Here is a 21694-nt window from a genome sequence, read left to right as displayed (position 1 = left end):
CACCTGAACTACTGTGGCGGGTTCGCGAGCAAGCTCGCTCCTACAGTGGAGTTACCTGTAGGAGCGAGCTTGCTCGCGAACATCGCCGCTCCCATGCCAAAGGTAGGAACAGCAGTTCAAAGCCCAGACGTCCCGACCCACGAGAACCCCATGTCCCGAGTCAACAAGACCGTCTTCATCCTCGTCGCCATCGTCGCCCTGATCCTCGGCCTCACCGTCCAGAAGGTACTCAACCAGCGCCACCAGCTCGATCCGACCGTACTGCTCGACGCCGGCATCGTGATCCTGCCGCAGACCCGCAGCGTCCCCGACCTCGCCTTCACCGGCCAGGACGGCCAGCCGTTCCAGACCGCCAGCCTGAAGGACAAGTGGTCCCTGCTGTTCTTCGGCTACACCTTCTGCCCGGACGTCTGCCCCACCACCCTGGCGCAACTGCGCGAGCTGCAGACCAAGCTGCCGCCGGAAGTGGCGAAGAACCTGCAGGTGGTGTTCGTCAGCGTCGACCCGCACCGCGATACCGCACCGCGCATCAAGGAATACCTCGGCTTCTTCAATGCCGGCTTCAAGGGCATCACCGGGTCGGAAGAAAACGTACAGAAGCTGGCCAACGCCATGAGCATCCCCTACATCCCGGCGGATACCAGCAAGCCCAACTACACCGTCGACCACAGCGGCAACCTGGTCATCATCGGCCCGGACAATACCCAGCACGGCTTCATCCGCGCCCCGCTGCATAACGACAAGCTGGTCGCCCAGCTGCCCGGCGTGGTCAGCGCGAACCACTGAACCGCGACACCGTGTCTCACCCCTAACGGCCACCCGATAACGGTGGCCGTTGTTTTTTCCGTGTCATTCGCGCTTTACCCGGACAAATCCGAAGTTTCTGCTAAACCTCCTCTCAGGGCTCTGGCGCGGTGTAACACGCGGCCTTGAAGCTTTCCTGTGAAATTCCTGACCCCGTAGTCAATGTAAAAAATCTGCTACAGGAAGCCAGGCATCAGGAATGACTCATACTCCATATTAGAAACATTAATTAACACCTATGCCTGAGCCTGTTGCAGGATTACCGGGCCTTTCGGTGGGCATGGGGAGCCTCTGATGGGTGGTCATTCACGGCGAGGATGACATTTCCGTCCGGTCACAATAGGCAATTAGGCTAAACGCCAGGGTCCACGCGGCCTCGGTGGCGACCGGAAAACTGCGGGTCCGAATGTGACTTGTAGTTATCGCTTCGTACCACTCCAGAACTTCTTGATGCCCTCCAGGTTCGATTGCACAATGCCGCGGCCACCGGGTCACAGCCCGGACAGAGAATAAGAACTAGACCGTTGCCAGTTCGACAACCCGGGTCGCCGACGTAGTAGCCCGGACAATCCCAGGATCACGCAGGAGATTTGCAAGTGCAGATCGGTGTACCCCTCGAGACCCAAGGCGGTGAGACGCGGGTCGCAGCAACGCCGGAGACGGTCAAGAAACTGATCGGGCAGGGCCATCAGGTGGTCATTCAGAGCGGTGCGGGCGTCAGCGCCAGCCAGCCGGATGCCGCCTATGAGGCCGTTGGCGCGAAGATCGGCACTGCCGCCGATGCCTTCGGTTCGGAGCTCGTACTGAAGGTTGTCGCACCCAGCGAAAGCGAGCTGGCGCAGATGAAGCCGGGTACCGTACTGATCGGCATGCTCAATCCCTTCAATAACGAGAACATCGCGCGCATGGCCGAACGCGGCGTCACCGCCTTCGCCCTCGAGGCCGCGCCGCGTACTTCCCGCGCGCAGAGCCTGGACGTGCTCTCCTCCCAGGCCAACATCGCCGGCTACAAGGCCGTGATGCTCGCTGCCAACCACTACCCGCGCTTCATGCCCATGCTGATGACCGCCGCCGGCACCGTTAAGGCCGCCCGCGTACTGATCCTCGGCGCCGGCGTCGCCGGCCTGCAGGCCATCGCCACGGCCAAGCGCCTGGGTGCGGTGATCGAGGCGTCGGACGTTCGCCCGGCGGTGAAGGAGCAGATCGAGTCCCTGGGCGCCAAGTTCGTCGACGTACCCTACGAGACCGATGAAGAGCGCGAGTGCGCCGAAGGTGTTGGCGGTTACGCCCGCCCGATGCCGGCCTCATGGATGGAGCGCCAGGCCAAGGCCGTGCACGAGCGCGCCAAGCAGTCGGATATCGTCATCACCACTGCACTGATTCCGGGCCGCAAGGCGCCGACCCTGCTGCACGAGGCGACCGTCGCCGAAATGAAGCCGGGCTCGGTGGTCATCGACCTCGCGGCATCGCAAGGCGGCAACTGCCCGCTGACCGAAGCCGACCAGGTGGTGGTCAAGCACGGCGTCACCATCGTCGGCCTGAGCAACCTGGCCGCGCTGGTGCCGGCGGATGCCTCCGCACTCTACGCACGCAACCTGCTCGACTTCCTCAAGCTCACCCTGACCGCCGAAGGTTTCACGGTGAACCTGGAAGACGACATCGTCGCCGCGTGCCTGATGTGCCGTGACGGCCAGATCGTGCGCAAGAACGGCTGAGCCCTTCTTATATAAGAACGCGCCGGACCCCGCGTCCGGCCCTGAAGACCGGTGAGAAACTATGGAAGACATGCTGATCTCCCACGGCATCTACAACCTGATCATCTTCGTGCTGGCGATCTACGTCGGCTACCACGTGGTCTGGAACGTCACCCCTGCCCTGCACACCCCGCTGATGGCGGTGACCAACGCCATCTCGGCGATCGTGATCGTCGGCGCCATGCTGGCTGCCGCCCTGACCGTCACCCCGCTGGGCAAGGCCATGGGCACCCTGGCCGTGGCCCTCGCTGCAGTGAATGTGTTCGGTGGCTTCCTGGTCACCCGCCGCATGCTGGAAATGTTCAAGAAGAAAGCGCCGAAGGCGGAGAAGCACTGACATGAGCATGAACCTCGTCACCCTCCTCTACCTCATCGCCTCGGTCTGCTTCATCCAGGCGCTGAAAGGCCTGTCGCACCCGACCACCTCGCGCCGCGGCAACCTGTTCGGCATGATCGGCATGGCCATCGCCGCGCTGACCACCGTCGCCCTGGTGTTCAAGATCAGCAGCGAGATCGCCACCACCGGCATCGTCTACGTGATCATCGGCCTGCTGGTCGGCGGCACCGCCGGCTCGATCATGGCCAAGCGCGTCGAGATGACCAAGATGCCGGAACTGGTCGCCTTCATGCACAGCATGATCGGCCTGGCTGCCGTGTTCATCGCCATCGCTGCCGTGGTCGAACCGCAGTCGCTGGGCATCGTGCAGAACCTGGGCGACACCATCCCGACCGGTAACCGCCTGGAGCTGTTCCTCGGCGCGGCCATCGGTGCCATCACCTTCTCCGGATCGGTGATTGCCTTCGGCAAGCTGTCGGGCAAGTACAAGTTCCGCCTGTTCCAGGGCGCTCCGGTACAGTTCTCCGGCCAGCACATGCTGAACCTGGTGCTGGGCCTGACTACCCTGGGCCTGGGCCTGCTGTTCATGTTCACCGGCAACCTGACCGCCTTCGTCGTGATGCTGGCCCTGGCCTTCGTCCTCGGCGTGCTGATCATCATCCCGATCGGCGGCGCGGACATGCCGGTGGTCGTGTCGATGCTGAACTCCTACTCCGGCTGGGCCGCGGCAGGTATCGGCTTCTCGCTGAACAACTCGATGCTGATCATCGCCGGCTCCCTGGTGGGCTCCTCGGGTGCGATCCTCTCCTACATCATGTGCAAGGCGATGAACCGCTCGTTCTTCAACGTCATCCTCGGTGGCTTCGGCGCCGAAGCCGACGCTGGCGGCCCGGCGGGTGCGAAGGAAGCCCGCCCGGTGAAATCCGGTTCGGCCGACGACGCCTCCTTCCTGCTCACCAACGCCGACAGCGTGATCATCGTTCCCGGCTACGGCCTGGCGGTGGCCCGTGCCCAGCACGCGCTGATGGAACTGGCCGAGAAGCTGACCCATCGCGGCGTCAACGTGAAGTTCGCCATCCACCCGGTTGCCGGCCGTATGCCGGGCCACATGAACGTCCTGCTGGCCGAGGCCGAAGTGCCCTACGAGCAGGTGTTCGAGATGGAAGACATCAACTCCGAGTTCGGCCAGACCGACGTGGTGCTGGTATTGGGCGCCAACGACGTGGTGAACCCGGCTGCGAAGAACGATCCGAAGTCGCCGATCGCCGGCATGCCGATCCTCGAGGCCTACAAAGCCAAGACCGTGATCGTCAACAAGCGCTCGATGGCCAGCGGCTACGCCGGCCTGGACAACGAACTGTTCTACCTGGACAAGACCATGATGGTCTTCGGCGACGCCAAGAAAGTCATCGAAGACATGGTCAAGGCCGTCGAATAAGACGACCGCAGGTCCCAAGACACCGGCCTCGCGCCGGTGTCTTGCTTTCGGGCAACACGAAAATCGCTGGACATTGGTAGTAAGAAGGCCCCGGCCGGGCGATTTTTCGACCTTGGTATAAGAGCCAAAAATCGCCGAGTCCCTAGACTGGCGGCCTCGCACTTCCTACTGCCCGAGGTTTTCCCATGTTCCGTGATCGCGTGCGTATGTCCTCCCTGTTGGACAAGGTGATGACTGCCGACCAGGCCGCGGCCCTTATCAAGGACGGCATGACCGTCGGCATGAGCGGTTTCACCCGCGCCGGCGAAGCCAAGGCCGTTCCCAAGGCCCTGGCGGAGCGCGCCAAGCAGGAGCCGCTGCGCATCAGCCTGATGACCGGCGCCAGCCTGGGCAACGACCTCGACAAGCAGCTCACCGAAGCCGGCGTGCTGGCCCGTCGCATGCCCTTCCAGGTCGACAGCACCCTGCGCAAGGCGATCAACGCCGGCGAGGTGATGTTCATCGACCAGCACCTCTCCGAAACCGTCGAGCAACTGCGCAACCACCAGCTCAAGCTGCCGGACATCGCCGTCATCGAAGCCGTCGCCATTACCGAGGAAGGCCACATCGTGCCGACCACCTCGGTGGGCAACTCGGCCAGCTTCGCGATCTTCGCCAAGCAGGTGATCGTCGAGATCAACATCGCGCACAACACCAACCTGGAAGGCCTGCACGACATCTACATCCCGACCTACCGTCCTACTCGTACGCCGATCCCGCTGACCAGGGTCGATGACCGCATCGGCAGCACCGCGATCCCGATCCCGCCGGAAAAGATCGTCGCCATCGTCGTCAACGACCAGCCGGACTCCCCGTCCACCGTGCTGCCGCCGGACGACGAGACCCAGGGCATCGCCAACCACCTGATCGACTTCTTCAAGCGTGAAGTGGACGCCGGCCGCATGAGCAACAGTCTCGGCCCGCTGCAGGCCGGTATCGGCAGCATCGCCAACGCAGTGATGTGCGGCCTGATCGAGTCGCCCTTCGAGAACCTGACCATGTACTCCGAAGTACTGCAGGACTCGACCTTCGACCTGATCGACGCCGGCAAGCTGCGCTTCGCCTCGGGCAGCTCCATCACCCTGTCGAGCCGCCGCAACGCCGACGTGTTCGGCAACCTGGAGCGCTACAAGGACAAGCTGGTGCTGCGCCCGCAGGAGATCTCCAACCACCCCGAAGTGGTCCGTCGCCTGGGCATCATCGGCATCAACACGGCGCTGGAGTTCGACATCTACGGCAACGTGAACTCCACCCATGTGGGCGGCACCAAGATGATGAACGGCATCGGCGGCTCGGGCGACTTCGCCCGCAACGCGCACCTGGCCATCTTCGTCACCAAGTCCATCGCCAAGGGCGGCAACATCTCCAGCGTGGTGCCGATGGTCAGCCACGTCGACCACACCGAGCACGACGTGGACATCCTCGTCACCGAAGTGGGCCTGGCCGACCTGCGCGGCCTGGCGCCGCGCGAGCGCGCCCGGGTGATCATCGACAACTGTGTACACCCGTCCTACCGCGACGCCCTGAACAGTTACTTCGCAGCCGCCTGCGAGCGCGGCGGCCATACCCCGCACATCCTGCGCGAAGCCCTGGAGTGGCATATCAATCTGGAGGAACGCGGCCACATGCTGGCGGCGAGCTGATTCCACACGCATTGCGGGCCATTCAGCAATGAATGGCCCGCAAGGGTTTACAGCCGGAAAAAAACCACGTAAAAACACTCCTGAACAGATTTTTATCCCGCTCCAACTGTTCAGCTTCCCCCGCCGCCAGCTTGGCCGGCACCCTTGAAAAACCTCAGACGCCCGCCCTTTGTGCACCAGAATGGAGCGCAACGATACAGTTCACCCCGAAAAAGACCATTACAGTTCAAAATTACAATCGCCTGACCAGCCGCAATACCGTGCAACTGTACCTGTCATCCCTGACCAAAAAGTCAGATCATATGCTCAATCCATTCAGCAACTGACTACTCGCCACAAGCGAGAAGGATGACCACCATGGAACGTACCCTCGGTTCCGCAGCTCTGAGCACCACCCGTAGCACCTCCAGCGCCCACCGTGGCCTCGTCGGCACCGTTCGCCTGTGGCAGCGCCGCATGGAAAGCCGCCGTCAGCTGGCCCGCCTGGACTCCCGCCTGCTGGCCGACGCCGGTATCAGCGAAGCCCAGCGTTACGCCGAACTGAACAAGCCGTTCTGGCGCTGATTCAACAGTACAACTGAGCCACACTCTCCAGGCTCGCCGTAACTGTACTGGTAAGTTCGTTGCCCCGGCCGCTCAGCCAGAGCGGCCCTCGGGCAACAACCCCTCCTTCTCCGCCCTTTCGTCCAGCAGGTTGCGATACAGATCTGCCCAGACGCGCCCCATCGCCTCAGCCGTGAACAGCTCCTGATAGCGAGCTTCCGCGTGCCGCCCCATTTCCGCTGCTGCTTGCGGATTTTCCCAACACCATTTCATCGCCTGACGGAACGCCGGGGGATCGCTCGGTGGCACCACCAGGCCGGTCAGCCCGTTGGCATTGATGAAGCTGGTACCGGTGCCAATCTCGCTCGAGATCATGGGCTTGCCGTACATGGCGCCTTCCAGCAGGGAAATGCCGAAGGCTTCCGAGCGCAGGTGCGAGGGGAAGACGATCGCCCGCGACAACTGCAGCAGGGCAACCTTGTCCTCCTCGCTGACACGCCCGACGAAACGCACGTGGGACTCGACGCCCAGCGCTGCCGCCTGAGCCTTCAACTGCTGTTCCAGGGGGCCAGCACCGACAATCACCACCGGGTACCCGGTGCCCTGCACGGCTTCCAGCAGGATGTGCAGCCCCTTGTAGTAGCGCATTACGCCGACGAACAGGAAGAACTGCTCCCCTACCTCACGGCGCCAGCGTGCCGTGCACTCCTCGGACGGAACGGGGTAAGCCTGCTTGTCCAGCCCATAGGGAATGACTTCCGCCTTGTGCTGGTAACGACGCAGGGTCTCGCTGGAGCCCAGGTAGTTGGGCGAGGCGGCGACGATGCGGTCGGCGTTACCTAGGAAGCGGTGCATCAGTGGCTGATACAGTTTCACTAGATACTTCTGACGAACGATATCGGAGTGATAAGTGACCACGGTCGGCTTGTTCACTCCGGCGACCAGGTCCACCAGGTCCATGAACGGCCAGGGGAAATGGAAGTTGACGATGTCCGCCTCGGTGGCCAGCCTTCGAAATTGCGGTATGACGCTGTAGGAGAAACCGGTCGACGCCAATTGAAGATCCAGGCGCGCACGGAACACCTGGTGCCCGTCAACGATCAATTCGCCTGGCTCCGGGTTGGCGCTGAGGGTCAGCACCTGATTCTCGATGCCGTGCTTGTGCCCGGTCCGGCAGAGCTGGTTGATTACCTGCTCGATGCCGCCCACCGAGTCCGGCAGATAAGTCTTGAAGAAGTGCAGTACGCGCATTCAGCCTCCCACAGCTTTTTGGTAGGCATCGCGGGTGATATGGGCGCAACGCTGCCAGCTGAATTGCCTGGCGCGCTCGAGTCCCAGCTCCCGGCAACGCTGGTGCAACACCGGGTCTTCCACCAGTTTTCTAATGGCCTCACACATGCCCTGGGGCTCCTGGGCATCGACGTACACCCCGGCCTCTCCAGCCACTTCCGGTAGAGAGGAGGTGCGCGTCAGCACCACGGGAACGCCACTGGCCATGGCTTCGAGCACGGGCAGGCCAAAGCCTTCGTACAGTGAGGGGAACAGCAGAGCCCGAGCGCCCGCCAGCAATTTCGCCAGCGCCTCGTCGCTTTGGTAGCCCAGCACTTTTACCCAGCCCTCGCGCATAGCCGAGGCCAGGGTCTCATCCAGCGCAGCGTGCCGCCAGCCTGGCATTCCGGCTATCACCAAAGGCAGGCGGGAGCGCAGATTGCGGGGCAGCAGCGTGTGAGCGCGCAGGGCCAGTTCCAGGTTCTTGCGTGGTTCCAGGGTGCCGACGCAGATCAGGTATTGCCCGGCCACCAGATCGAGCGCGGCCAGCGTTGCATGCAGTGCCTGCTCCTCACGAGGATGAAAGCGCGGCGCGCAGCCCAGGGGCGCAACTATCACTCGTTCTGCAGGCAGGCCGAAGTGTCGGCGAATTTCCCCCGCGACATGCTCGGAGTCTGTCAGCACGCACTGCGCCCGCTCCACGCCACGGCCGACATGCCGCTCGATCTCGGCGAGTCGGTCGGCGGGCTGGGTTTGCGGGAAGTGCACATGGGTCAGGTCATGCAGGGTCATGACCATCGGGCCGTCGAACTCCAGGGGCCACAGGCTGGGCTCGTGGTACAGATCGATCGAACGTTGCCGCAGCCCACGGTCAAAGCTGCTCTGCTCCAGCCAACGGCGAATGCGGTAGGCGCCCGGCACGCGCTTGGCCAGCGCCACCGCCCGGGAGTAGCCCGGCAGGACGTTGGGCAACTCCATCCCCCAACGATCTCCCAGGAAGTACTCCACTGACAGGTCCGGTCGTTCCACCAGTGCCTGCGCCAAAGCGGCCGTGTATTGCCCGATACCGGTCCTCGGCGCTTTCAGCACCCCCGCGTTAAACGCAATCCGCATCAGCACGCTCAAGCTTCGGAAGCCCGGATCGGCGGCGAGTCACTTCCACCATGATTCGGTCAAGCAGTTGATGGCTCGCTTCGCGCCAGCCGATCCACTGCCACAGGGCCAGGTCGGCGGAGGCAGGGAAGCGGCCACTGGCTTCATATTCGTCAATCAGGCTCGCGAGGGAATCCGGGGCTTCCAGATCGAAGTAGGCCATGTAATCGCGACCGATCTCACGGAACACCGGAATATCGCTCGCCATGACCGGCAGCGAACGCTGCATGGCCTCCACCAGCGGCAGGCCGAAACCTTCGGCATGGGACGGGAAGACCAATGCTCGCGCACACGCGTAGGCATATTCCAGGCCGGCATCGTTGAGCTGGTTGAACATGAACAGGCGCTTTCCTAGCTCAGGGTGCCGGTGGATGCTGCCAATCAGGCCCTCGCTCTTCCAGCCGATCTTGCCGATGATGCACAGGCGTGCGTCCGATCCTTTGGCCCAGAGTTGTGCAAAGGCATCGAGCAGATACTGGTGATTCTTCCGCGGCTCGATGGTGCTGACCATCAGGTAGACCGGTGCCGCATCGTCGAAGAGCTTCACCAGCTTAGGATCCAGCACGCTGTCGCGGCGGCTAAGGTCCAGTTCAGAGCCCAGGTAGAAGTAGTCGAACAGGCGCTTCTCGGCTTCGGCCGGCCCCAGTCGGCGGACTACCTCGTTTCGCACTTCATCACGCACCGTCTGCGAGATGGCCATGAAGCCGTCGGCGGTGCTGGCCACCCAGCCGAACCAGCGGTCGAAGACCTTGGTCAGCCCAGCATCACAGAACTGCGAGTGCGTCAGGGGAATAAGGTCATAGATCACCGAGACAATCACTACCCCCTGCTGCTTGAGTTTGTCGGCCAGGGCGTAGAAATCCACATGCCAGGAGGAGTCCAGCATCAGGAAAACGTCGCCTGGCCTGGTCTCGAGGTCAACACTGCGTTGCCGGGTGAGACCCAGGCGACGCTCCAGCCAGAGCAGCAGGCGGATCGGCACCGTCAGGCTGAGGCCTGCGATGCGCCAGCTCCAGAACAGCGCTTTGCGCCCGACTCCCTCATCACGAATGCGCAGTAGCGCAACCACCCGCGCATAGAGTCCCCAGAACAGAAGACGGGCGTGATCCAGACGATGGATCCAGCGACGGATCGCACTGGGCTCGTCACTCCTGGCCGTTGGGATGAGCTCCAGCACGCGTCTGAGCTGGCCATCTTGCATAACCACCGGGATGCACTCCACCTTGCCTTGGCGCCCTTCAAGGTGGCGGATGACGTTGCGCACGACTCGCTGGATGCCGGAGTTGAGGTCCGGGTGCTCGTAAACGTAAGTGCATTCGATCAACAGACGCGTCATGACAGACTCCTGCTCAGGCCTGCGGGCTGAGTGTGGCCCTGCCGTTCAATGGACAACTGGGCTCCCAGCCAGGAGTAACCGATGAAGTTCTCTCGGCTGTTGTTGATGACATGGAAGATCATGGCGCAATCGCGCCACTCGTAATTGCCATCCAGGTGGGAGTCGAATCGGGAAAGACTCAGGGAGACGGAGTAGTTGCCTGACCCGAGTCGCATCGGAAACGCGTAGCGATAGATCACCAGTTCGCCAGCCCTCAGGTTTTCCTGGGCCTGTTCCAGGCGGTGCGAGTTGATGCCGTACATGGCCTGACCGAGCCGGTCCTTGAGCATGAAGCCCAGCACCAGTCGGTCGATGTCCTGCTTCACACGGATACCCACTTCGAGGACGACCGGACGGCCAACCTCCACGACATCGAGTTGCTCGCCGTCGCCCCCGACGATCCTTACGAACTCGGTCTCCGCTTCGCCGGTGCCGGAGATCGTCCGGGTCTTGCCGTTCTCCAGCATTTCCTGGCGCGCCATCTGGTTCAGGCCATTGCCCATGCGGGCGTGGTAGTAGTCCATGACCATTTCCGGCTCGCCCTGCATGATCATCCTGCCGAACTCCAGCAGTACCGCCCGATCACAGATGGACTGGATTGCATAACGGTCGTGGGACACGATCAACAGCGTGGTACCCGCCTCCCGGAAACTACGAATGCGCTCGAAGCTCTTGTGCTGGAAGTAGGCGTCACCCACCGACAGCGCTTCGTCGATGATCAGCACATCGGGGCGGCGGGCTGTGGCAACACTGAACGCCAGGCGCATCTGCATGCCGCTGGAATAGGTGCGCACGGGCCGGTCGATGGCATCGCCGATTTCCGCGAATTCCTCGATGGCCGGCATCAGCCGTTCGATCTCGTCACGTTGCAGACCCAGCAGCTGGGAAGCCATGTAGACGTTCTGGCGACCGGTGAAATCGTGGTGGAACCCCATACCCAGCTCCAGCAATGCCGAAACCAGCCCCCCCACACTGCAGGTGCCACTGGTGGGCATGGTGGTGCCAGTGATGATCTTGAGCAATGTACTTTTGCCGGCACCGTTGGATCCCACGATACCTACCGCCTCGCCCGGCCTGATATCCAGGCTGACGTCCTGCAGCACCCAGTTCTGCTGATGCCGCAGCGGGCCTCCAGGAATGATCCACTCCGCCAGACGTGACCAGCGCGTCGGGTACTGCCGATAGGCCTTGCCCAACTGTTCGATGCGTATATGTCCCATCAGAGTTCGTCCACCATCTCACCGGATCTTGCGCGGAAGAGGGCCAATGCCAGAACGCATAGAACGCAACTGACGATGACCAGCGGCAGCAGACTCGACCAGTCCGGCCAGCGCCCATTGAGGAACAGATTCTGGTAGGCCTCGATGAGCGCACTCAGCGGATTGAGCTGGACCAGTCGGCGAATCTGCTCGGGGAGAATGCTCAGCGGGTAAACGATGGGCGTAAACCAGAACCAGAACTGCAGGGCGATGCCGAAGATCTGCCCGACGTCGCGAAAAAATACGTTGAGCAGCCCCAACAACATCCCCAGCCCCATGGCAAACAGCAGCTGCAGCCCCACCAGCAGCGGGAACGCAAGCAAGGCGATGCCCGGCAAGCGGCCGGTGATGAGCAGAAAGCCGCAGAACAGGCCGAAGATGATGGCGAAGTTGATCAGCGAACTGCAGGCGCTGATCACGGGCAAACAGATACGCGGAAAGCTGAGCTTCTTCAGCAGATTGGCGTTATCGAGAAACATCGTCAGACAACGGGAAACAACTTCGGAAAACAACCCCCACGTCAGCAGACCGGAGCACAGGAAGACGCTGTAGGCCAGCTTGTCATCCACACCGGGCAGTCGGGCACGCATCACCTCGGAAAAGATCACCGTGTACACCACGATCATCGCCAGGGGATTGAGTACCGTCCAGGCCGCGCCCAGCAACGACCCCCTGTAGCGCGACTCAAACTCTCTGCGCACACTGCCTGCGATAAAGCCGCGGTAGTGCCACACACCTCTCAACATACTCAGCGACATCAAACGATCCTGCCGTAAATATCCTCAAAGCGGACGATATCGTCCTCGCCCAGGTATTCCCCGCTCTGCACCTCGATCATCACCAGATCGATCACGCCCGGATTCTCCAGGCGATGACGGTGGCCCGCAGGGATATAGGTGGACTCGTTGCTGTTCACCAGCCGCACGGATTCGCCGTTGGTGACCTTGGCCATGCCCTGCACCACGACCCAGTGCTCGCTGCGGTGGTGATGCATTTGCAGCGACAGGGCGGCACCAGCCTTGACCACGATGCGCTTGATCTTGAAGCGCGGGCCTTCTTCCAGAACGGTGTAGGTGCCCCACGGGCGGCTCACCGTCCGGTGCAGACGGTAGGCTTCGTTGTCGCTGTCCTTGAGTTGCTTGACCACCTTGCGCACGTCCTGCGCACGGTCAGCCCGCGCCACCAGAATCGCATCGGCAGTCTCGACCACGACCAACCCTTCGACGCCCACGGTGGCAATCAGCCGACCTTCGCTCTGTACGTAGTTGTCACGGCTATCGACGAATATGGCGTTGCCGGCAGCGCGGTTGTTGTCGACATCGGCATCCACCAGGGCGCTCATGGCGGTCCAGGAGCCGATGTCGCTCCAGTCGAACGCCGCCGGAATCACCGCAACGCGGTCCGAGTGCTCCATCAGCGCATAGTCGATGGAGATGTCCTCCAGAGCGCAGAAGTGATCCGAAGGCAGCTCCTGCTGCACCAGGTTGCCGAACTCGGCCGGCTGGCTGGCCATCTGGCAGGCGATGGCCATTTCCAGCATCTGCGGCGCGTGCTTTTCCAGCTCGCTGATGAAGGTGCCGACGGTGAAGCAGAACATGCCGGAATTCCACAGGAAGGTACCGGCCTGCAGGAACCCTTTGGCGGTATCCAGGTCCGGCTTCTCGACAAAGCGCTTCACTCGGCTGCCACCCTTGGCGTCGAGGGCATCGCCCATCTCGATGTAGCCGAAGCCGGTTTCCGGTGCATTGGGTACGACACCGAACGTCACCAGCTGTCCTGCCTCCGCCAGCTCCACCGCGTGCTCGACGCAACGGGAAAAAGTCTCGACATCACGGATCAGGTGATCCGCTGGCATCACCACCATGGTGACGTCATCGCCGTGCAAGGCGCGCAGTGCCAATGCAGCAACTGCAATGGCCGGAGCAGTGTTGCGGCCAGCCGGTTCGAGGATGAAATGTCCCCGCTGACGCAGCTTGGTCGACTGGAAATGGTCCTTGCTCTGGAAGTAATAGTCACGGTTGGTCACCGTGACGATGTGTCCTTCCGAGCCCAGCAAACTGGCTGCGCGGCGGTAGGTCTTGCTCAGCAGCGACTGGCCGTCGGGCATCGCCATGAACGGTTTGGGCTGGCCTTCACGGGAAACCGGCCACAAGCGGGTGCCAGCACCACCGGAAAGGATGACGGGGACGAGCATGGATCACTCCTTGTCAACGCGACGCAGGTCGGCGTCAACCATCATGTGAATGAGGTTCTCCAGACTGGTTTTCGGGCTCCAGCCCAGTACGCGCTCGGCCTTTCCAGGGTTTCCCAGCAGCACGTCCACTTCCGCCGGGCGGAAGAAGGCCGGGTCGATCACCACATGATCCTGGTACTTCAGACCTACGTAGTCGAAGGCGATGCGGCACATCTCGCGGACGGTGGTGGTCACCCCGGTGGCGACGACGTAATCATCCGGATTTTCCTGCTGCAGCATCAGCCACATGGCTTCGACGTAGTCGCCGGCGAAGCCCCAGTCGCGCTTGGCGTCGATGTTGCCCAGGCGCAGTTCGCTCTGCTTGCCCAGCTTGATGCGGGCCACCGCGTCAGTGACCTTGCGGGTCACGAACTCGATGCCGCGCAGGGGCGACTCGTGGTTGAACAGGATGCCGCTAGAAGCGTGGAGCTTGAAGCTCTCGCGGTAGTTCACGGTGATCCAGTGACCATAGAGCTTGGCCACGCCGTAGGGGCTGCGCGGGTAGAACGGGGTGTTCTCATCCTGCCGCTCTGCCTGGATCAGGCCGAACATCTCGCTGGTGGATGCCTGGTAGAAGCGGGTTTCCGGGCTGAACTGGCGGATGCCTTCCAGCAGGTGGGTTACCCCGAGACCATCGACGATGCCGGTGGTCACCGGTTGGTCCCAGGAACTGCCAACGAAACTCTGGGCACCGAGGTTGTACAACTCGTTTGGACGCGACTTGATGATGGCGCGCTGGGTCGAGCAGGCATCAGCCAGATCGCCCTCCAGGTACGTCAGCTCGCTCTCGATACCCAGCTCACGCAGACGCCAGCGCGTATCGGTACTGCGACGCGCAACCAGTCCGTGGACCTTGTAGCCCTTTTCCAGCAGCAGTTTCGCAAGGTAGGCGCCGTCCTGACCGGTGACGCCGGTGATCAGAGCACTTTTTGTCATTGTTCTAGCATCCGTGAAGGCCTGCGGTGCAAATACCAGGCAGGCTCGTTGTAGTTATTTCGGATCCACATCCGGGTGTAGCGCTGTTGCAGGGCTCCCACTCGCGCCATGGCTGGCTGACCGAGTTGACCGAAGACCCTTCTTGCCTTGCGGCGGATTACTCCACCCATTCCCCTCACTCCCGCAGCACGCGAGCATCCCAATCATCCAGCACATCCCGGAGCGTCTGCTCCATGGCGTAGACCGGTCTCCACCCTGTCTGCTCCTGCAACTTGGCGGGGCTGCCACAGACCCGGCGCTGTTCCGCACGCCGCAGTCGTTGCTGATCCTGACGGATCTCCAGCTCGGCAGCGACCAGCGAAGCCATCTGCTCGATCAAATCACGGACGCGGTACTCACGCCCCGAGCAGACGTTGTAGACCTCCCCCGACTGCCCCTTTTCCAGCAGGTCGAAATAGGCTGCGAGCACATCGCGCACATCCAGGAAATCACGGGTGACATCGATGTCTCCCACCTCGATAAACGCATCCTGCAAACCGTGACGAATCCGGGCAATCTGGCGCGCCACCGCGGGCAGGACGAAGTCGGCCTTCTGTCCGGCCCCCACATGGTTGAACGGGCGTGCCACCATCATGCGCCATGGCTCGTTGAAGCTCCACTGTTGGCACAGCAACTCGGCAGAAAGCTTGCTCACCCCATAGGGATTGCGTGGCCTGGGCAACTGCAACTCGGTGATCGGCAACTGCTCCTCGCCTACTTGTCCGTAGACATCGCCGGAGCTGACGTAAAGAAATGCTCCGGAGAATCCGCAACGCTTGAGCGACTCCAGCAGGTTCAGAGTGCCCATCAGGTTGACCTGCAGGGTCCCGGCCGGATCGCGAAACGACTGCGGCACGAAGGTCTGCCCGGCAAGGTGAATCACCGCGTCCGGCACGGCCTCGCGCAGGTAGTCATCGAAGGCTCCAGGCTGGCAGAGATCGACGCGCGGCGTATCCATGAGTTGCCACCCATCACGGGGTGTTGCGCGCAACCTCGAGCCCACAAAACCGGAAAGTCCCGTTACCAGCAGTCGTTTGTCCAATGGCCAGTCTCTCTGATTGTTCTGGAAGAAAAAAACCGGCAAGGGCTGACCGGTCAGTCATCTATCTCAGCGTCGCAGGCCCAGTGTGGCATTCACTGGAATGCCATCTCCTTCGAGGCGCGCCGCTTTCCCGTCTGACACTACCCAATCCATCGCAGTTCGCGCTCTGGCGAATGGACATTCTGGCGCCACCGAATGACAACGCCTGCTCCGGGCAGCCACTTCTCCTGGCCTGCAGCGAAAGTGAATCACCAAGGCCGCCGTATCTCCTTCTCGCTGCGCACGTCCTTCCCGAGCATCTGCCGTGACGGGCGCCAGCCACCCACCCTGGCGCCTCTCCGGATACTCTCTTTCACCAAACCCTGTGCCTTGCGGATTCAGGTGAAACTCCACCTCACGTGCGGAGCAACAGGAGCGAAGGTGAACCCGATGAGTCGCAGTCTATCGACCCACGGCATGACCACGCCGCCGAGCAACCACTCTTGGCATGACGCATTGCCGTCGACTCTAAGGCTTGCGAGCGATGATCACCTGGCTCTTGGGAAGCACCTCATCCAGTGCCCGCTTGATCTGCTTCCCTTTGGGCATCGACAGAATCGCCCCCCAGGTATCGCGCCACTTCTCGATCATCGGATGGGAGTCCGCGGTTGCGAGGTCGGCATGCTCCACGGCCCAGTACAGCATCCACCAGATGGTCCGATAGAAACCGTAATGCAAGCGGCGCTCGATAATCAGCCCGGCATCGGCAACCAACTGGTCGAACTCCTCCCGCTCGAAGATGCGGATGTGGTTGGGCTTGCGGTAATAGCTCTGCGGCGCCAAGCCCTTCTGGGCGTGCTCGCTGGCAGCGTCGGGAACCGTCAGCAGGAACAGTGCACCCGGCTGGGCAATTCGCGTCAGCTCAGCCATGAATTTCGCGGGGTCGTCAACGTGTTCCAGCACTTCCATCGCAATGACGCGGGAGACCCGGCCATCAGGGAGCGGGATCGGATCTGCGTCGGTGACCAGCGGATGCACAGCACGCGCAATGGTCTCCTTCACCCGAAGCACAGCCTTGCTGACATTGTCCTGGCTGATGTCGGCCACGAAGATTTCCGCACCCTGGCGTCCGGCAAAGGTGGTGAATCCTCCGTCGCCGCAACCGATATCGAGAACGGAATCTTCGGCGGAGATGGGAAACCCCTCGATCAGCTCGCCGGTTTCATTGCGGAACCAGCCGCTGAGCGACATATCGATCAGCCCCAGCTCCGGCAGAACCTCCGCCGGCTCCGGCTCTCCATTTCTAGCCGGATCGGCTGGGGCAACCGTGGGTGCCTGCAACGCTCTTTTCAGTCGAGAAAACATTCGATCCTCTGGTGCAACGGATTAGTCCGGCTGACCCAATGGCGCCTGCGACAAAGCCTGCGGACGACGGGTGATGTCATCGGCAATTCGGGCTCCCCTGCGGCGCAAGGGCATTTCGACAAAACGGTAGTTGAGCTCCGCCAGCGCAGCGATCAGCACCAACGCCAAGGCAAATGCCCCGATGACGTAAGTGCCGGTATCGGCAGCCGCCTGCGGGAACATCTGGAAATGCAGCTCGCGAACGAAGAAATAGATCGGCACGTGAATGAGATAGACGCCATACGAGCGAGCGCCGAGCCAGAGCATGAACCGCCGCAACGGTGCACTCCGGCAAAACCAGTCCTGATCGTACGAAGCCAGCCAGACCAGCAGCGCCGATACCAGCGCGATCGCCCCCACCCGGTAGACCAACCCTTGGGCATAGGTCGACGCCAGATAGGTCAGAGTGGCCACTCCCGCCAGCAGCAGCGCAGGGGCCAGCAGGGGAATCCGAGAAACAAATGCCGGCTTCCACGCCATGAACGACGGCCTGCGGCTCCAGATCGCCAGTAGAACCCCCATGGCCAGGGCGTCGGTACGGAAGGCCATCAGCAACGGCGTTCGGGCCTGCAGTACCTGTACCGCGATAAGCAGCAATAGCACGACCGGCAGATAGCGGCGTGACAGGAAGATCAGCAGCGGGAAGATCAGATAAAACTGCTCTTCGAGCGACAGGCTCCAGTACACGAAGGTCGCCCCGTACTCACAGCGCATGAAGCAATGGGCGAACCGCACGTTGGCAAAATTCAGGATACCGGCAAGGGTGGCCTGGAGGTTGTCCTGCAAAAGCCCGAACACACCGCTCTTGTTGAAGGCCACTACCGCCAACAGCGTCAGGGCCAGCCAGAGCCATGCCGACGGCAGTAAGCGCCAGATACGCCTGACCCAGAATGCCTGGGCCACTGACAGCGACTCGCGCCAGCCCCCACAGGCATTCATGCGGGGAATCAGGTCCCGCGCGATGACGAAGCCGGAGATGGCGAAGAACAGATCCACGCCGAACCAGCCCCCCAGCTGAATGAGCGGCCACGGCAGGCCCGACGCCTGGAAGGACGTCAGATTGCCGTTGATGTGGTGCACAACGACGGCGAGTACCGCCAGCGCACGCAGCACTTCAATGTCACCGATGCGCCGACTCATGCTCCCGACCGCGCCATCTGGGGCACCGATGCCCGGCCAAGCACCATCCGCAGGAAAGGATCGAGTTGCTCGATCACTGCCTGCCGCGAGCAATAGCCGCGCATCCGTTCGATCGCCCTCTCCCCCATATCCCGGTAGGCCTCCGGATGGTCCCGGTAAAGCGACCAGGCCTGCAGGTAGGCAAGGCGCAAGGACTCCCAGTCGATCTGCTGCCGACAGGTTCTGAAGGCATTGCGTGGATCGTGCGGCCAGCTAGCCGCTTCCGGCCAGCTCTCCACAACGAACGCCACCTGCTCGTCGATGTAATCACTCATGCCTGAGTGGGACGGAGCGATGGCCGGCTTGCCACAAGACAGGAACTCCATCAGGGGCAGGCACTGCCCTTCTCCATACGAGGCGTTGACCACATAAGCCGTAGCCTGCATCAGAGCCTGATAGTTCTCGTCCTCCAGATAGCCGTGCATCAGCAGGACACGGCAACGGAACGCCGGCAGGCGCGCCATGAAGCGCAACATTTCGGTGATGGCCGAGCAGTACTCGCGATGGGTCAGCTTGAAGACCAGGACCGCGTCGGGCTGGTCGGAGAAGGTCGAGCAGAATGCGCTGATCAGGTCCGGCCAGTTCTTGCGGCCATCATACGGATTGAAAACCGTCGCGAAGACCACGCCCTCCAGATCAACGGAAAACTCCGCCGGCGTGAACAACGCGCGCTGCGGGAATGGATCTTCCGGGATCGGCGCCTCACCGGGCGTCACACTGACCTCCGGCATCGGATCGCCAGGTACCGGCGCACTTCGGCGCAAACGGCGAAGCCTTCCTCTGAAGGACTCCGGCAACAGGTCAGCCAGCACCATCTGGTACCACGCGCCCAGATAACGACGCGTGATCCTCAGATAGTCCGCGAAGTGCTCAGGCGCCGGATGAACCGGTGCCGCCGGGGGTTCCTGCTCAGAGGCGGATGCAAGCTCAGGTTCGGGTTCTGGTTCGCCAACCACACCGGGGACGGCCTCGCCCCTGAACATCAGATGCCAGACTTCCGGTACGGCGTGCAGAAACTGCTGCAAATCCAACGCAGACGTATCGAACACCACACCCTTTCCATTGATGCGATGACGGCCTGCCGACAGCCTGGACTGGCGCAAGGTATCGAAGGCGTCCCAGACCGGAGAGGGAACCGAAAGCAATGGATAGGCCGACGGGACAACCTTGCGTACGGCATCGATCGTGGAGCGCGAATGGGTGATGGCCTGGCCGAACTGGCGCAACATGAAAGACCAATCCTGGGCCGCATCGTTTAGCCAGATTTCGTCGGGAACGGTGTCGAATTCCCAGGCAAACACTGGCAAAGTCGGACACTCCAGCGTCGCCAGAGTCTTGTGCGGCGGAGAAAAACTCAGGAATACGCAGGCTTCCCCACGTTGTCGGCAATCGTGATAGATCGCGTCGACCTGGTTGGCAGGATCCTCGATTACCACGACCTCACCCAACGCCTGCAGAGCCGGCAGAAACTCCTTCAGGACGAAGTAGTAGCTGTATTCCGGAGCGCCAAGGCTGGTACGGATGGTCGCCGCATTGGTGGCGGAGTAGACCAGGATCTTCATGTGCCGGCCCTCAGCGCCTGAGCTGAAACCTGCCGGACTTGCGGCTCGCCCTTGAGGCGGGTGAAAAATTCGCGCCACCGCTCCTGCAACCGGCTTTCGGAGGCCAGGTCACGAGCTCGCGCGCTCGCGCGAGCGGACAGGGCCTGATACTGCGCCGCTCCACGGGTGGCCAGGTCGAAACTGTCCTGAAACACTTCGCACATCGACTGCCACTGCAAGCGGTGATCCTGGTAGCGCATACGCTTGTCGGGATCACCTGCCCAGTGCGTCGGCTGACAGCTGCTGCGAATGATCAAAGGATGCTCCGGCTCCAGCCAGTCGCTCAGGGCGCTGTGGCGTGGGGCGATAACTGGTCTGCCCGCGCTCATGAACTCTTGCGCAGTGATGGCGGACGACTCGCTGTGAGCGGGATGCACCAGGTAGTGACTGGCCGCGATCAGGTTCTGGTACTGCTGCTCATCCAGATGGCCATTCATGATGACAACGCGGCACTTGAACGGCGCGAGGCGTGAAAGGTTGCTCAACATCCCGATACGGCCGGACGTGAGATTTTCGTGGGTGAACTTGAAGACCAGGGTGACATCGGGCTGATCACGGAAGGTGCGACAGAAGGCGGTCAGCATCTCCGTCCAGCAACGGGTCTCGTCTTCCGCGCGCATCACGCAGGCATACACCACGCCGTACAGCGTGATGCGCTGCGGCTCCGCCGGCAGAGCGGAGACGGAACTCGGAGCATCAGTGGCCGGCTCGGGTTCTTCCTGCACAGCTCCCGGCGCGGGTTGTTGTCTCAGGTGTCGGTCCGCATCCGTGACCTCTCTCCACCAGCCGCGCAGCAAGGCGCCGGTAACATACAGTCGCTGCTGCAGGGACAGAGGCTGCGCCTCGATCTCTACCGCGCTCTCCGCTTCGACGATGACCGCTTCGGGTTCTGGCTCGAGATCGGGCAGAGCGATCGGCTCAGGTCTGGCCAAGGCATCAACCGACAGACCGATGGAAGGACTGTCCAGCAGTTGCCCCGAAAAGTGAATGACGCGTGGCCCCAACGAAGGCCATGCACCCTCGCGCGGGCAAAGCGCGCCGAAACGCTCCCAAGGCTGGGCGGCACTCACCAATACCGCAAAGCGCTCCCCCATCAGCTGATGGATGGCCCGCGCCGTCTGCTGGCTGAAGGTGATAGCACCTGCGCAACCCAGCAGGCGCTCACGCCAACACTCAGGGGAATCGAGCGGGAGGACATCAAATGGCCAGGCAATAGCAGCGACGACCGGGCAGCAAACGGAGACCTCAGCTTCATCAGGAAGACCGAAGACGCAGTAAAAAGGCTCTTTGCCGCTTTCCCGCAAGGAACGACAGAGTTCCTGCAAGTCAGTATTGGCGTCGACTTCTAGTAAGTCACCCAGAGTGTGCAGCAGGGGCAGCAAGCTACGGTACAGCACGCTCAGGCCAGGACCCGGCCCATTCTCAACCAGTACATAGCCCGGCTCTGCGGCTCTATTCCTGACAATAATCGTCATCGTCATTATTCAGCCCTAGAAAGCAGGGTCATTATTGTTTTTCCGCCAATTCGGCTCTCGAGCGCCTAGCCTTCCGTGTCGAGAACGTCAGCTAGAAAGCCACTTAACCCAGCTCTTTGCAAGGAGAACGACACTTACGGAACAGTTGAGCACCAGGCGACCATTACAGCCGTAAAAATAAATGGATTGTGGC

19 protein-coding genes are annotated in these 21694 nt (G+C 61.9%); 7 read left to right on the top strand and 12 right to left on the bottom strand.

Features of this window, described 5'->3' with window-relative positions; genetic code table 11:
• Positions 1-150 precede the first annotated feature (150 nt).
• The 7 genes from MJ122_RS14445 (at position 151) to MJ122_RS14415 (ending at position 6579) form a co-directional block, all read left to right on the top strand.
• Positions 151-786 carry an SCO family protein gene (locus tag MJ122_RS14445; RefSeq protein WP_239744623.1) on the top strand — a complete coding sequence of 212 codons (636 nt, stop codon included), beginning with the start codon at positions 151-153 and terminating at the stop codon, positions 784-786.
• A gap of 614 nt (positions 787-1400) precedes the next feature.
• A complete protein-coding gene (locus tag MJ122_RS14440; protein WP_088420510.1) occupies positions 1401-2519 on the top strand; it encodes a Re/Si-specific NAD(P)(+) transhydrogenase subunit alpha in 1119 nt (372 codons plus the stop codon).
• A gap of 61 nt (positions 2520-2580) precedes the next feature.
• Positions 2581-2895, top strand: coding sequence for an NAD(P) transhydrogenase subunit alpha (locus tag MJ122_RS14435; protein ID WP_015474896.1), 315 nt, complete (start codon positions 2581-2583; stop codon positions 2893-2895).
• Between the two features lies 1 nt (position 2896).
• Positions 2897-4333, top strand: a complete 1437-nt coding sequence (locus tag MJ122_RS14430; RefSeq protein ID WP_239744622.1) for an NAD(P)(+) transhydrogenase (Re/Si-specific) subunit beta — start codon at positions 2897-2899, stop codon at positions 4331-4333.
• 185 nt (positions 4334-4518) lie between these two features.
• Positions 4519-6015, top strand: coding sequence for an acetyl-CoA hydrolase/transferase family protein (locus MJ122_RS14425; protein ID WP_239744621.1), 1497 nt, complete (start codon positions 4519-4521; stop codon positions 6013-6015).
• Between the two features lie 32 nt (positions 6016-6047).
• On the top strand, positions 6048-6341 hold the full coding sequence (locus tag MJ122_RS14420) for a hypothetical protein (protein WP_239744620.1): 294 nt from the start codon (positions 6048-6050) through the stop codon (positions 6339-6341).
• Positions 6342-6372: 31 nt separating this feature from the next.
• Positions 6373-6579, top strand: coding sequence for a DUF1127 domain-containing protein (locus tag MJ122_RS14415; protein WP_015474893.1), 207 nt, complete (start codon positions 6373-6375; stop codon positions 6577-6579).
• A gap of 72 nt (positions 6580-6651) precedes the next feature.
• Here the strand turns inward: MJ122_RS14415 and MJ122_RS14410 are convergent, their stop codons facing one another.
• The 12 genes from MJ122_RS14410 to MJ122_RS14355 all read right to left on the bottom strand — a co-directional run bounded on the left by MJ122_RS14410 (position 6652) and on the right by MJ122_RS14355 (position 21507).
• The gene (locus MJ122_RS14410) at positions 6652-7809 is read right to left on the bottom strand and encodes a glycosyltransferase family 4 protein (protein WP_239744619.1); all 1158 of its coding nucleotides are present in this window, start codon (positions 7807-7809) and stop codon (positions 6652-6654) included.
• Positions 7810-8940 carry a glycosyltransferase family 1 protein gene (locus tag MJ122_RS14405; RefSeq protein ID WP_239744629.1) on the bottom strand — a complete coding sequence of 377 codons (1131 nt, stop codon included), beginning with the start codon at positions 8938-8940 and terminating at the stop codon, positions 7810-7812.
• Positions 8924-10315 (bottom strand): glycosyltransferase family 1 protein, encoded by a 1392-nt coding sequence (locus tag MJ122_RS14400; protein WP_239744618.1) that lies wholly within the window; start codon positions 10313-10315, stop codon positions 8924-8926. The genes MJ122_RS14405 and MJ122_RS14400 overlap by 17 nt, the downstream gene beginning before the upstream one ends.
• Complete coding sequence (locus MJ122_RS14395; protein WP_088420522.1) at positions 10312-11574, bottom strand: ABC transporter ATP-binding protein; 1263 nt, start codon at positions 11572-11574, stop codon at positions 10312-10314. Before MJ122_RS14395 ends, MJ122_RS14400 begins: the two co-directional genes overlap by 4 nt.
• A complete protein-coding gene (locus MJ122_RS14390; protein ID WP_088420524.1) occupies positions 11574-12371 on the bottom strand; it encodes an ABC transporter permease in 798 nt (265 codons plus the stop codon). Before MJ122_RS14390 ends, MJ122_RS14395 begins: the two co-directional genes overlap by 1 nt.
• On the bottom strand, positions 12371-13807 hold the full coding sequence (locus tag MJ122_RS14385; RefSeq protein ID WP_088420526.1) for a mannose-1-phosphate guanylyltransferase/mannose-6-phosphate isomerase: 1437 nt from the start codon (positions 13805-13807) through the stop codon (positions 12371-12373). Before MJ122_RS14385 ends, MJ122_RS14390 begins: the two co-directional genes overlap by 1 nt.
• Positions 13808-13810: 3 nt before the next feature.
• The gene (locus MJ122_RS14380) at positions 13811-14782 is read right to left on the bottom strand and encodes a GDP-mannose 4,6-dehydratase (RefSeq protein WP_239744617.1); all 972 of its coding nucleotides are present in this window, start codon (positions 14780-14782) and stop codon (positions 13811-13813) included.
• A gap of 175 nt (positions 14783-14957) precedes the next feature.
• Positions 14958-15863 (bottom strand): GDP-mannose 4,6-dehydratase, encoded by a 906-nt coding sequence (locus tag MJ122_RS14375; protein ID WP_239744616.1) that lies wholly within the window; start codon positions 15861-15863, stop codon positions 14958-14960.
• A 507-nt stretch (positions 15864-16370) separates the two neighbouring features.
• Positions 16371-17207 (bottom strand): class I SAM-dependent methyltransferase, encoded by an 837-nt coding sequence (locus MJ122_RS14370; RefSeq protein ID WP_239744615.1) that lies wholly within the window; start codon positions 17205-17207, stop codon positions 16371-16373.
• 21 nt (positions 17208-17228) lie between these two features.
• Positions 17229-18386: an acyltransferase gene (locus MJ122_RS14365; protein ID WP_088420534.1), complete on the bottom strand. Its 1158-nt coding sequence runs from the start codon at positions 18384-18386 to the stop codon at positions 17229-17231.
• Entirely contained in the window at positions 18383-19987 is a 1605-nt protein-coding gene (locus MJ122_RS14360; protein ID WP_239744614.1) for a glycosyltransferase, read from the bottom strand. Before MJ122_RS14360 ends, MJ122_RS14365 begins: the two co-directional genes overlap by 4 nt.
• Positions 19984-21507, bottom strand: a complete 1524-nt coding sequence (locus MJ122_RS14355) for a glycosyltransferase (RefSeq protein WP_239744613.1) — start codon at positions 21505-21507, stop codon at positions 19984-19986. Before MJ122_RS14355 ends, MJ122_RS14360 begins: the two co-directional genes overlap by 4 nt.
• Between the last annotated feature and the right edge of the window lie 187 nt (positions 21508-21694).

Source organism: Pseudomonas sp. DP-17, assembly GCF_022380625.1.
Classification (GTDB): domain Bacteria; phylum Pseudomonadota; class Gammaproteobacteria; order Pseudomonadales; family Pseudomonadaceae; genus Pseudomonas; species Pseudomonas nitroreducens_A.
The sequence above is the reverse complement of the archived record's forward strand: the minus strand, read 5'-3'. Positions and strand labels throughout refer to the sequence as shown.